The organism is Thalassotalea hakodatensis (assembly GCF_030295995.1).
GTDB lineage: Bacteria > Pseudomonadota > Gammaproteobacteria > Enterobacterales > Alteromonadaceae > Thalassotalea_C > Thalassotalea_C hakodatensis.
In genome coordinates this window covers 207,071-220,771 of record NZ_AP027365.1, presented here as the reverse complement: position 1 = coordinate 220,771, position 13,701 = coordinate 207,071, and the positions used below count along the sequence as shown (strand labels likewise).

Below are 13,701 nucleotides of genomic sequence, written 5' to 3'. Positions count from 1 at the left end.
CGTTATTGAGTGCGATTTCCTTTTAGATATACATTTTCCATGGTATCCCACTGGTAATCTTGTAAAAGACGCTCAATTTTACCTGCCATACGTGACAAATTAATGTAGTGCCTTACTTTCGATTTGAAAGATGCGCCCGCCACTTTGGGCTGTTGCGCATCTATTTCCCAAGGGTGGAAATAAAAACTATAAGGTTGTTGTTCTACCGATAAATATTTTTCAATACGTTTTTTCGACATCCAATACGGATAAAGCCTGAAATAACCGCCGCCGCCAATGCCTGTATTGGCGCCATTTTGTCGAATTGTCGGAATAGGAATTTCCGTAATACCTTCAGGCCGCTGATAAATAAACCTGGGCCAATCAGGTACGCCATACAAATCATGTTCAATGGGGTAGGTGCTTGAACTGTATTGAAAACCAAGCTCAACTAATACATCGTATACCCAGGTATTTTGGTCTTTGACTGAGAAACTTGGCGCGCGATAGCCTTTAATTGCCGTCCCCGAAATATCTTCTAATGCTTTTTTAGAACGGTCTACGTCTTGAAAAAATTCCTCTTTCGTCATTTCTAATGCACGTTTGTGTGCATATCCATGACTTGCCAGTTCATGCCCTTGTGCGACTATTTCTTTAATCAGGTTCGGGCATTGCTCAGCAACCCATCCCAAAGTAAAAAATGTAGATTTAGCATCATACTTGGCAAATAATTCTAATAATTTAAAGGTATTTTGTTCAACCCGCATTTCATATTGCGACCAGTTATCTTTAGTAATGATGTTTTCAAAAGCAGAGACATGAAAATAGTCTTCTACGTCAACCGTCATCGCGTTTACATTGTTAAGTTGTGTCAAAATTAACGGCCTTTTCCAAACAATACGATTTCCACAGTGCGGATTAAAATTAATAAATCTAACATGAAACTGCGATGTTTAATGTAATAAAGATCGTATTTCAATTTTTCTAATGAATCTTCTTCCGTAGACCCATATGGATATTTTAATTGTGCCCAACCGGTTAAGCCCGGCTTTACATTATGACGTTCATTATAATAGGGAATCGTTTTAATTAATTGCTGCACAAATTCAGGGCGTTCAGGGCGAGGACCTACAAAGCCCATATCACCACGCATCACATTATATACTTGCGGTAATTCATCGATACGATATTTACGAATAAATTTACCAATACGTGTCGTTCTATCGTCATTTTCTGATGCCATTTGCGCACCATTTTTTTCAGCATCTACACGCATACTTCTAAATTTGTATATTTTAAATGCTTGGCCATCTAAACCGACTCTTTCTTGAAAGTAAAAAACAGGTGCTTTAAAGCCTTCGTCAAGTTTTATCAATAAGGTTGTAATCAACATAACCGGCCAAGTAATTAAGAAGAGTACAAACGCAATACTCGCATTAAACACCCAATCTAACGTATTACGTAAATGGTTGCTGCTGGCAAAACCGTTTGAATATATAACCCAGCTTGGATAAATTAAGTTAACGGCTATTTGTCCCGTTTCACGTTCAATAAAATCTAAAATTTCAGTAACTTCAATACCGCGAATTTTACAGGCAAAAAGTTCGTCAACGGGCAAGTTATCGCGTCGCTCATCACTAGCAACTACTATTTCATCAATTTCATGCTCTATAGCATAGGTGACTAACGCACCATCGAGCTCGATACGATTTTCATTCACGATACCGTTTATATCAGCATCACCATTCATGACCAAAAAGCCATGCATAGAAAAACCTTGCCTGTCTACATCACGGCGCATACGCTTTTCAATAATAGAGGCTCTTTCACCTGCACCAAGTACTAACACTTTGCGCTTATTTAGACCAAAAAAGTCTATCTTCAAGGTGTAATAACGGAAAATACAGCTAAAAATAAAACTAATAATAGACGCGATTGCTAATAATTCAGTGGCAATGCCGCCATTAGGATAAAAAGGGTTAAGCAAAGTAACCACAAAAAAACCAATGGCGACTGACATTAGTATGCGTCTAACTAAACCACGAAAACTTTCTCGTAATTTGGTGTTATAAAGCCCTAATGCGAGAAAGGAAAGTTGGATGACTAGTGCATACACAATGGCATAAATAAACATGACATTACTTTCTAACGGATAGTGACTCACGATAGAAAAATACTGGTTTAGCGTATAAGCACTGAGAAAAGCACCAGCAAAAAGTATTAGTTCAATAATAACTAATGATTTACTTCCCGTTGATAAATTACGAAAATTACTATTAGACATAAAGTAAAAACAATCCCTGAAAAAAGCGCTTTAAATAGCTAAAAATATCTGTGTTTTTTGTTATTAACCATGTAATTTCTTTTGCATTAAAATCAACAAATACAATAGAAGACGAGAATATACCAAAATTCATTATTTTATGACAGATGTTAAAATTAAATTTACAGTCTGTAAAAAGTGTTAAAAATCTGTTAGCTTAGCAATTAACTTAAGTATCGACTAACCCTAACTCAAGGTTGAAGCCATGGAAAACAAAGCCTTCGTGAAAATAAAAGCAATATTAGTATTAAGTGCGATGTATATTTTAAATGGATGTAGCTCTACTTCGCTCCCTCCTGCAACATTACATCAATCTGAAACAAGTGACGTAGCCTCTTATAAATACCTTATTGGTTCAGGTGATGTGCTAAACATTTTTGTTTGGCGTAACCCTGAAGTTTCGGGTTCATTTGTTGTGAGACCAGACGGTATGATCACTACCTCATTAGTGGAAGATATTCCGGTTTCAGGTAAAACGCCAACTGAACTGGCCCGCTCTATCGAAGAAATTTTGTCAACCTATTTGAGAGATCCCGTTGTTACGGTAACTGTCAATGATTTTGTTGGCCCATTTAGCGAGCAAATTCGTGTGATAGGTGAAGCAACACAACCACAATCAATAAACTATAAAAAGAATATGACCTTACTTGATGTGATGATTCAAGTGGGTGGTTTAACGGAATTTGCTGATGGTAATGACGCAAAACTAGTACGTGTAGAAAGCGGCCAACAAAAGCAGTATAACATCAAAATTGAAGACTTAATTAAAAACGGCGAAATCTCAGCTAACGTTGATGTATTACCCGGTGATATTATTGTCATCCCTGAAACCTGGTTTTAACTGAACCGTTTTTGATAATTAGTTACCTGTTGTACAGAGGTCAGGAATGCAAGAAATTATAGAACAAGCCTTAGATTACTTAAAAGGAATTTGGCTAAAACGTCGTTACATTATTGTAGCGACTTGGATAATATGCCCATTCGCATGGGTTGTTATCTCTCAAATGGATGATGTATATGAGTCTGAGGCAAAAGTCTATGCAGATACACAATCAATTTTGAGACCACTACTACGTGGATTAACTGTGGAAACCAATCCTAATGAGCAAATATCATATATGGTAAGAACGTTGCTCTCTCGAGAAAACTTAGAGCGCATTACTCGCATGACTGATCTAGATGTGCAAGTGCAAACATCTGATGAATACGAAAACTTAATTATTTCGTTGAAAGACGATATAGAGATTCAAAAAGCAGGCCGTGAAAACTATTTCACCATTTCATATAGTAATAAAGATCCCGAAATGGCTAAAAATGTTGTGCAATCGGCGCTAACGGTTTTTATTGAAAATACTCTGGGTGAAAACCGTAGTGAATCTGATACAGCACAAAAGTTTTTAGACACTCAAATTAAAGAATACGAAAATCGTTTATTAGCTGATGAAGCGAAATTAACGGAATTTAAGCAAAAATACAGTAACGTACTCCCCAACCAATTTGGGGGATATTATGAGAAATTAAATAATTCGAAGGAAAATTTAAAGTCAATAGAACTTATTCTTTCAGAAACGCAGTCTCAGCTCAAAAATGCGTTAACGCAATTAGGGCAAAATAAGTCTGAGACACAAGAACAATCAAATTCGATTGTTGATTCGAATACAGTCACAACCAGCTTCGATGAACGTATAGAAGAACTCGAATCAATGCTTGATTCATTATTACTAAAATATACTGAAAAACACCCAGATGTAATAGAAGTACAAAATCGTTTAGCTCATTTAACTGGTCAACGAGACAAAGAAATCAAAGAATACCTTGCTGCTCGGGATAGTTCGTCAACGATTTCACTTTCTCAAAACCCAGTCATTCAAAGTTTACAAATTCAAATTAATCAGTTAGAAAATCAAATTGCTTCCATTAAAGTGCGTCGTGATAACTATGCAAAAGAAGTTGAAGATTTAGAAAATAAAATTCACATTTTACCTGAAATTGAAGCTGAACTTACCGGTTTGAATCGTGGCTATGAAATCACTAAAACTAAATACGAAGAGTTATTACAACGTAAAGAAACGGCTCAATTAGCCAAACAAGCTGATGAAACCACGAGTAAAATAAATTTCCGTGTAATCGATCAACCTAGAGCACCCAAAGATCCTAGCGGACCACCTCGTATACTGTTTTTAATTGGTAGTACCATCTTTGCTTTTGGCTTAGGTATTGCGTTATCTCTTCTCTTTAGCCAAATTAATCCCGTAGTAACTTCAAGAGGACAGGTAACTCGTGAAACAGGTATTCCTGTTTTTGGTGTCGTGTCTGCTACAGAAAACTTAGGTTTACAAAGATGGCATAAAAAGAAAACACTGATTTTCATCGCCTCAAATACTGTATTAATCGGGTTATTATTCTTATTCATTTTATATGCCATGTTCCCAGAACAAATACAGGCACCGATAAGAGGATTGCTGTAGTCATGAGTACCATAGAAAAAGCTTTAGCTAAGAAAAAAGGCGATGCTGCTACAACAGAAAAAACCACCGATAAAAAAGTAGCAACGCAAACAGAAGTAACGCAACCTGCGATACCTAAAACAGCAATAACTAATGCAAAAATAGACAACAACGTACTTGAAATTGATAAAGTCAACTTAGCTGACAAAGGTTACTTAATCGATACAGGCTCGCGAAAAAGTATTAAAGATGAATTTCGTCAAATTAAACGGAAGTTACTCAATAATGCTTTTGGACCACCGTCTAAGCTATTGAACCACCCTAACTTGATCATGATAAGCAGTGCAAAGCCAAATGAAGGTAAAACGTTTGTTTCAATAAACTTGGCACTAAGTATCGCTTTAGAGCAAGACAAAACCGTTTTACTCGTTGATGCTGACGTATTACGCCCAAGTATCAATAGAGAGCTAGGTGTAGAACAAACAGAAGGACTCATAGAGTTTTTATTAGACCCAGATAAAGACGTTAGCGATGTTATTTTTAATACTAATATCGATAAATTGAAAATGATTCCTGCGGGTAACCCTCATCACTTGTCAAACGAACTCCTTGCTAGTGAAAAAATGGCAGCATTGGCAAATGAATTAGCGAATCGTTACCCTGATCGCGTCGTTATATTCGATTGCCCGCCACTTGTCGGCGTAACCGAAACGTTAGTATTAGCAAACTTAATGGGGCAAGCACTAGTGGTAGTAGAAGAGTCTAAAACTAGTATCACTAGCATTAAAGAAGCAACTGAGTCTTTAAATGAAGATTTAGCTGTCGGCCTTGTTCTGAATAAAGCAATAAGATCTCATAAGGATTTGTATGGCTATTATGGCTACGGATACGGTGAAAAAGAATAAACTCGCCGTTGCGATAAGTATTTGCCTAGCAACGCTACCAAGCGTTGCAGGGGAGTGGGAATTTACGCCAAAAATATCACTCGATGAAACTTATTCTGATAATGTAGAGTTAGCTAATGATAGTGAAATTGACAGCTTAGTTAGCCAAGCTGCACTTTTGCTCGACACTTCCTACCAAGCTCAATTATTAACCTTTGATCTCAAAGCAAAAAGTACATACGCTTGGTATAGTCATGATCATGACCTAGATGACGATTTCCATTCACTAGCTTCGAATGTCCGGTTGAAACTAGGTGAACGTGGTTTGTATCTTTTTGGTAGCGCAACAATTGACAATCAAGCAAGAAATAGCGCACGAAACTCACTTGCAGACATTGTTTCAGGTGATTTAGTTCAAGTCGAAAACTATGTTGGAGGATTGGGCTACAGTGTTACAAACTCTGACTTCAAGATTGATAGTTCAATTTCATACAGTACCACTGAAACAGAAGATCGTATCGGTGAGCGTGATGGCTATTCTGCTAATATCACGACATCTAATGGCTCAGGCGCTCGCACAGTTTTTTGGGACGCTCAAGGAAGTTATCAGGATCAAGAAAATAATAATCGCACCAGCAAAATGTACCAAAGCGAAATAAAGATTGGCGTTATAACTGCTTGGAAGTTCAATCCTTTTATCCGTTATTACGACGAAGATAATGAAGGCAACTTAAATCAAGGACAAATTACTGAATCAAATTCAATTGGTGCTGGCTTTCGATGGGAAGTTACACCACGATTAAATATGGATTTTTCTTATAATGAGCCAATAGGCGATAATCTTGATATTGATGGCAATGAACAAGAAGAATATGTAGCAGTCTCAGTTAAATGGCAACCTACAATCAGAACAAATCTTTCCGCTAGTTATTCACAACGCTTCTTTGGTGATAGTTATGATTTTAGTTTTACACATAAGAATCGCCGTTTAACAAATACCATTAACTACTCAGAGCAATTACAAACATTCACCCGTGATAATTATAACTTTATCAATCTTGGTTTCTTTTGGTGTCCTAATGGTGATACGGGTAGCATAGAGAACTGTTACTTACCCTCTGCAGGCGATATTTCTTTTGATGATTATCAACTTGTGAATATCTCAGATTATGAATTAATCGAAGACAATGTATTCTCGTTAAACAAAGGTGGTAGCTGGACTTCTGAACTTGCACTACCCAGAACTACTTTTACTTTTGATTTAAGAGCTAATGAACGAGAAGATTTAGATACTCGCCTAATAGATGAATATCTATCCACATCTTTCGAAATCTCACGAAAAGTAGGCGCACGCTCTACTTTTGCGTTTAAATCATCATATTCTGAACGAAAATATCAGGTAGGTAGTAGTAATGAGCGTGAAGATAGATATCGTACGCATACTATCACGTATACAAAAACACTGAATAAATCACTAACATTCTCTGTAGATTTACGTCATTTGAATCGTAGCTCTACATCCCAGTTTAATTATGAAGAAGGTCGAGTGACCTTAAAAATCACCAAGGATTTTTAACCACCATGTACGAAAGTCATTATGGGTTTACGGAAAAGCCCTTTCAGTTAAGCCCTGATCCGCGTTTTTTCTTTGCTTCTAATCATCATCAACGCGCCTTGTCATACTTACAGTACGGCTTGGATCAAGGCGAAGGCTTTATTGTGATCACAGGTCCTATTGGCACTGGGAAAACCACGATTGCACGAAACTTATTAAATCAACTCGGTGATGAAAGCATTGTTGCTGCGCAGTTAGTGACTACTAAATTAGATCCTCACGAATTACTTGCCCTTGTGGTATCTGAATTTCAAATTAAAGCAAAAGGCGAAAGTAAAGCAGACTTAATTCAATCGATTGAAGAGTTTCTTATTTCATTGAATAAGCAAGGAAAACGCGCACTGCTAATTGTTGATGAAGCACAAAACCTGCCTTCAGAAACCGTTGAAGAACTACGCATGCTATCTAATTTTCAATTAGATAATAAACCCCTTATTCAAAGTTTTTTATTGGGTCAAGAGGAATTAAAGCCGATTATTCAAGCACCTAATATGGAGCAGTTTAGACAACGTATCATCGCTTCTGCACATTTAAGACCATTATCAGTTGAAGAAGTAAAAGAATATATTAACCACCGTATTCACCAAGCAGGCTGTGAACGAGATGATGTGTTCTCTGATGATGCCTTTGAGCTAATCCATGAAAAAACGCTAGGTGTGCCCCGTAAAATTAACATTTTTGTCGACCGTCTTTTGTTATTTGGCTTTTTAGAAGAGCTTGAGGTTATTAACTCAGCTGCCATTTTAGCAGTAGCCGAAGAAATGGACGTTGAGTTAACAGGTTCGTTAAACAATAAAACACTTGCTAGCCAAGAGCCCAACAAACAAGTTGTCGTCAATTCAACAGAAAATGTTGAAAACATGAAAGAAGTACTTAGAGATGTTGAAGAAATTTTAGAGTCATCGATTAAGCAAAAAGTAAAAATGGCCCGTTATGTTGATAAGCTGTTAAAGCAAAAAAGTAAACAATATGCCGCTGAAAACGTTTCTGAAAATAAATAGTTAAACTTTACGCCACAGAATTAAATATGCTCAATAGAGTTATGTGGCTTTATCTAACTTCATGATTGTTGATAACATCATTAATCGCGTTGAACCCCATCACCCAGTATCTTCCATGTTAAGACCGTCGCCTAAAGCGTAGTAGCGGCCTACCAAACTCTCAAATACTTTTTTAGCCATTACTCTCCGTATTAATACAACGCCGTCACGATTGTTTCAATTTACTGAAATATTACTGTCACAAACTCCTAATAGAATGTGTATCAAATAATTGGTCTAGACCAGAAAAGGTTTAGTGAATACATATCATAAAAATTTTAGGGATTAACATGACAAAACTTACACCAATTGCAGCCAGCTTACTTGCCTGCTTTAGTTTAAGTGCTTTTGCCGATGGTTCTATTTCTGGAACTGTCATGGATAAAACAGGTGCTTTATCCGGAGCTAAAATTACATTAATTGGCAGCGACGGCAAAACAGCCACCAACAATCAGGGGCAATTCACCTTAAACCGTTTACCTGCTGGTGAGCATACAATTCGTGTGGACTACTTAGGCTACCCTTCGGCTGAATTCAGTATCAGTGTGATTGACGATAAGTTAACTCAATTAGGTAACTTAACTTTAAATGTCGATAAAACCACGCTCGAAGAAGTAGTTGCCGTTGGCTACATGCGTCGTGGCCAAATGAAGGCAATGAACATGCAAAAAGAGTCAGACAACATTAAAAATGTAATGTCTGCTGATGGAATTGGCAAATTACCTGACCGAAATGCAGCTGAAGCGGTACAGCGTATGCCCGGCGTATCGATTGAACGTGACCAAGGTGAAGGGCGATTTGTTGCTGTTCGTGGCCTTCCTGCTCAATGGAACTCAACATCAATTAACGGCGATCGGTTACCGACAGCAGAAGAGGAAACAACAAGTCGTGCAGTTGCATTTGATTTTTTCCCCACTGATATGATTGAACTGGTAGAAGTATCAAAAGCCATAACACCGGATATGGAAGGCGATGCTATAGGCGGTAATATTAATTTTACTACGCGTCGTGCTCCTGATGAACAGCTACTTTCAGTAAACATTGGGGTTGGTGATTCAGAAAAAGCCGAAGGTGGTAGCCACTCGTTCAATGTACTTTATGGTGATCGTTCAGATGACGGAAAGTTTGGCTTTTTAGTCAACGCTACCGCCTGGGAACGAGATTGGGCGACAGACAATTACGAACCTAGACGTGAAATAGATGAAGATGGTGTGGCTGGTATTCACCGATTAGAGCTTAGAGATTATACCGGTACTCGTGCAACGTACGGTCTGAATTTAGCTGGCGAATACCTATTAGATAGCGGTCTTGTGTATGCTAAAGCAATGTACGGCACCTTATCAGACGAAGAAACCCATTATAAACACCGTGTCCGTTACAACAAAAATCGTGTTGAACTTCAACATATCTACGATGAACTGATTACCGAAATGCAAGGATTTGAAGTAGGTGGTGAGCATGATTTTAATATCGACACACGCCTCGAATGGAAATTAAGCACCTACGAAAATACATTTGAATACGGTGATATACCAAATGCCGAAGATAACGCTTACTACGTTGTTAAATTTAAGCAAGGTGTAGATTTTGACGGTGATGTAGGTGTCAGGAATGGTGTCGATACGGGCAGCGGATTAATTTATAACGAGATAGATGGCGGCACTGATCCTGCCTTAGACATTGGTATGCATTTACCTAATAACTGGGTAATGGATCCAACACAAGCAGTGTTAGCAGATGTAGAGCTTTACGGCATTGATATCAAAGAGCGAGATAAAATTGTTGCTCAATTTGATATTTATCATCAGGCCAGTGAACAACTCGAAATTAAAGCTGGGGCAAAATACCGAAGTAAAGAACGTAACGCGAGCTTTTATGACAAGTTTTATGGTTGGAATGAAGCAGAATATGGCGCAACACCAACACTAGCAGATGTCGCCAATGAACTAGGGGTAAGCCTTACTGACCAGCCTGGTCGCTCTGATTATTTAAATAATTTTAACATTGATTATCAACAGCACTTTTCGCAGGTGATTCCTGTAAAAGAACTTAAACGTTGGTGGGTTGATAACAAGCACAAACTTACCTTTTTATCAGGCGATTCTGAAGTTGTTGAAAATGGTGGTGGTTTAAGCCGAAATTTTGATCTGGAAGAAACCCACACTTCTTTCTATGGTATGGCTACGTATAAGCCTTCAAACCAATGGACAGTCTTAGGTGGGATCAGAGCAACGCAAACTAAAACCGATGTTAACGGTTATGTTGCGGTTCAAAATGATGACGGCACATCAGTCGAGCAAGAAAAAGGCGGCAAAGATTATTGGTCGGTATTGCCATCTCTACACATTACTTATCATCAAAGTGACTTAAGCAATATTCGATTAGCATTAACACGTAGTTTTGCACGTCCTGATTTTGGCCAACTTTCGCCAGGAGCAACCTATCTAGAAATGGAAAATCAACTCAAGTCTGGTAACCCTGACTTAGATCCAACCTATGCGAACAACTTAGACTTGATGTATGAATACTATTTTGATGATGCTGGTGTGATTACCTTAGGTTATTTCTACAAACAAATTATTGATCCCGTGTTTTCACAAAGTTATCAAGGTACTTATCGTGGCCAATCAGTGACCGTTAAAAGTCCACTTAATGGTGATGATGCATGGTTACATGGTATTGAATTTGCTACAAATTCAAGCTTAGGTTTCATTGATGATTCACTTGATAATTTTGGCCTTTCATTCAACTTTACCCTGATGGATTCTGAAATGGAGATCCCGGGTCGTGAAGATAACGTTAAAATATCACGACAAGCGGACATGCTGTATAACCTTGCAGTTTATTACGATAATGGAGATTTTGCCGCGCGTGTAGCTGTGAACCATAAAGGCGAATACATTGAAGACCATGGCAGTAATACCAGTTTAGACACTTACTACGGTGATTACACCAGTGTTGATGCCACAGCCTCATATAACATTTCAGACAATGCCATGATTTATCTCGAACTCAATAACTTAACCGATGAACCATTACAATATTTTACCGGTTCAGAGCAGCGACCAAATCAAATTGAATACTACGGTATCCGTGGTCAAATCGGCATTAAGTACGATTTCTTTTAATGTGATTGTCACCTGTGGAGAGTAGTCTTCACGTTAATGTGCCACCTGAACACCTCAGGTGGCTCTATTCAATATTACAGGTAAGTGATCAATGTCTGCTGTACATAATTATCTTCAACGCTGCCATACTCTGTTATTCGTAATTTATGCTTCTTCAGCAGCATTCATGACTTACTTTTGCATGTATGCCTTTCGTAAGCCCTTTTCAGTTGCTACCTACCAAGAAAGCGGCGATATTTTTGGCGCATTAGATTTCAAAGTCGCGATCGTTCTAGCGCAAGTACTAGGGTATATGTTATCTAAATTCATTGGCATAAAAGTAGTATCTGAACTGCCAGCCGCGCGACGCGCCTTTATGTTGCTGAGCTTAGTCATGCTAGCACAATGTGCGCTCATGCTATTTGCAGTGGTACCAGAACCTTGGAAGCCCTTAATGATGTTTGCAAATGGTATACCTCTAGGCATGATTTGGGGGATTGTTTTTAGCTTTTTAGAAGGTCGAAAAACATCTGAAATACTCGGGGCCTTTCTCAGCGTTACTTTCATTGTTGCATCGGGTTTAGTTCGAACGGTTGGACAATGGTTATTAACAGATTTACAAGTAACTGAATACTGGATGCCAGCAGCTACGGGTGCGTTATTTATAATTCCTTTATTTATCTCAGTGTATTTTCTTGCACAAACACCGGCACCTTCGGCAAGTGATAAATTCGCTCGTCAAGCCAGGAAACCAATGACAGGAAAACAGCGTTGGCAGTTTTTTACGCAATACGCCCCTGGTATTTTACTCCTTATTTTCAGCTTTTTATTATTCACTGGACTTCGAGATTTTCGCGATAATTTTTCTGCTGAAATTTGGCATGCACTTGGGTATGGAGAAGAACCTGCCATATTTACTTACGCAGGTATACGAATTGCTGGAGTAGTCTTAGTGGTGTTAGCTGCCATGGTATTAGTAAAAGACAATCGCAAAGCTTTTCTCACTAACCATGGCTTTATTTGCTTTGGTTGCTTGTTACTTGGCGCGACTACTTTTGCGTTTCAACAACAGTGGATCGACGGTAAAAGTTGGATGGTATGGTTAGGTGCAGGCTTATATATTGCCTATATTCCCTATAATTGCTTTTTATTCGACCGCATGATTTCTGCAGTGGGTTCTACCGCCAATGCAGGGTTTCTGATTTATTTAGCTGATTCTGCCGGATACGTTGGCAGTGTTGGCATGCTGCTTTACCGCACCTTTGCGACGCCAGAAATAAGCTGGTTACAATTTTTTATTTTTTTGTGTTACTTCGTTGCCTGTGCAGGTGCATTGTTAGTTATCACTTCATTAATTTATTTTTCATTTCGTTTACGCCAACACAACGCCAAAAAAACAGTGGATGTTGTCATGCAGAGCAATGCAAGCCATTACTCAGTCAACTCAAATGCGTAAATAAACATTTAAACAGAGGAACAAAAAAATGTCTAAGATAGAAGCCGTAGTATTAGATTGGGCTGGCACCGTAGTTGATTATGGTTCAGTTGCACCAACAACCATCTTTGTTGAAGCCTTTAAACAAGCGTTTAATTTTGAGGTGTCGCTTGACGAAGCTCGTGTGCCGATGGGTATGGGGAAATGGGATCATATTAAAACCTTAGGCCAACTATCCAGTGTAGATGCGCGATGGAAAAAGCAATTTGGTCAATCGATGACAGATACCGTTGTTGATGAAATTTATCAAACATTTATGCCCCTACAAAAAGCAAAAGTAGCTGATCATGCACAACCCATCGCGGGTGCTTTACGCACAATTGAATGGTTAAAAACACACGATATCAAAGTGGGTTCTTGCTCTGGTTACCCGCGTGAAGTAATGGAAATATTAGTACCTGTGGCAGCCGATTATGGCTATCAACCCGATGCATGGGTAGCAAGTGACGATCTACCCGCGGGCTCTCGACCTGGCCCATGGATGGCTTTACAGAATGTTATTGAGCTTGGCGTAACAGATGTAGCAAACTGTATTAAGTTTGATGATTCTGCACCAGGTATTACAGAAGGCTTAACCGCAGGTATGTGGACCGTAGGGCTTGCATTAACAGGCAATGCAGTAGGTCTTACAGAGTCAGAATGGCAAGCATTAACAACGCCAGAACAAGCCGCATTAAAACAAAAAGCTTATGATACCTTGTATCAAGCTGGCGCACATTATGTGGTCGACTCTTTAGCTGATGCCATTCCAGTTATTCAAAAAATTACTGCAGCAAGAGTTAGGCATTTACGCCCTTAACATAGTTAAACT

Annotated in this window: 10 protein-coding genes; 8 read left to right on the top strand and 2 right to left on the bottom strand. The window is 38.5% G+C overall.

Translation table 11 applies throughout. From position 1 onward, the window contains the following. Window positions 1-2: 2 nt before the first annotated feature. Together QUE72_RS00935 and QUE72_RS00930 are read right to left on the bottom strand one after the other, a co-directional pair. On the bottom strand, window positions 3-827 hold the full coding sequence (locus tag QUE72_RS00935) for an XrtA system polysaccharide deacetylase (protein ID WP_074498008.1): 825 nt from the start codon (window positions 825-827) through the stop codon (window positions 3-5). A 29-nt stretch (window positions 828-856) separates the two neighbouring features. Then, a complete protein-coding gene (locus tag QUE72_RS00930) occupies window positions 857-2,263 on the bottom strand; it encodes a TIGR03013 family XrtA/PEP-CTERM system glycosyltransferase (RefSeq protein ID WP_286270957.1) in 1,407 nt (468 codons plus the stop codon). 244 nt (window positions 2,264-2,507) lie between these two features. On the opposite strand from QUE72_RS00930, the gene QUE72_RS00925 reads away from it, so the two are divergent. From QUE72_RS00925 to phnX, 8 genes are all read left to right on the top strand, one after another. Then, window positions 2,508-3,143, top strand: coding sequence for an XrtA/PEP-CTERM system exopolysaccharide export protein (locus tag QUE72_RS00925; protein WP_286270956.1), 636 nt, complete (start codon window positions 2,508-2,510; stop codon window positions 3,141-3,143). A 46-nt stretch (window positions 3,144-3,189) separates the two neighbouring features. Continuing rightward, window positions 3,190-4,770 (top strand): XrtA system polysaccharide chain length determinant, encoded by a 1,581-nt coding sequence (locus tag QUE72_RS00920; RefSeq protein ID WP_286270954.1) that lies wholly within the window; start codon window positions 3,190-3,192, stop codon window positions 4,768-4,770. 2 nt (window positions 4,771-4,772) lie between these two features. Continuing rightward, window positions 4,773-5,654: an XrtA-associated tyrosine autokinase gene (locus QUE72_RS00915; RefSeq protein ID WP_286270952.1), complete on the top strand. Its 882-nt coding sequence runs from the start codon at window positions 4,773-4,775 to the stop codon at window positions 5,652-5,654. Further along, on the top strand, window positions 5,617-7,209 hold the full coding sequence (locus QUE72_RS00910) for a TIGR03016 family PEP-CTERM system-associated outer membrane protein (protein ID WP_286270950.1): 1,593 nt from the start codon (window positions 5,617-5,619) through the stop codon (window positions 7,207-7,209). Before QUE72_RS00915 ends, QUE72_RS00910 begins: the two co-directional genes overlap by 38 nt. Before the next feature lie 5 nt (window positions 7,210-7,214). Next, on the top strand, window positions 7,215-8,249 hold the full coding sequence (locus QUE72_RS00905; protein WP_286270948.1) for an XrtA/PEP-CTERM system-associated ATPase: 1,035 nt from the start codon (window positions 7,215-7,217) through the stop codon (window positions 8,247-8,249). Between the two features lie 329 nt (window positions 8,250-8,578). Beyond that, window positions 8,579-11,416: a TonB-dependent receptor gene (locus tag QUE72_RS00900; RefSeq protein ID WP_286270946.1), complete on the top strand. Its 2,838-nt coding sequence runs from the start codon at window positions 8,579-8,581 to the stop codon at window positions 11,414-11,416. Window positions 11,417-11,582: 166 nt separating this feature from the next. Next, window positions 11,583-12,851, top strand: a complete 1,269-nt coding sequence (locus tag QUE72_RS00895) for a DUF5690 family protein (RefSeq protein ID WP_254849542.1) — start codon at window positions 11,583-11,585, stop codon at window positions 12,849-12,851. A 28-nt stretch (window positions 12,852-12,879) separates the two neighbouring features. Further along, window positions 12,880-13,689, top strand: coding sequence for a phosphonoacetaldehyde hydrolase (gene phnX / locus QUE72_RS00890; protein WP_074497583.1), 810 nt, complete (start codon window positions 12,880-12,882; stop codon window positions 13,687-13,689). Window positions 13,690-13,701 lie beyond the last annotated feature (12 nt).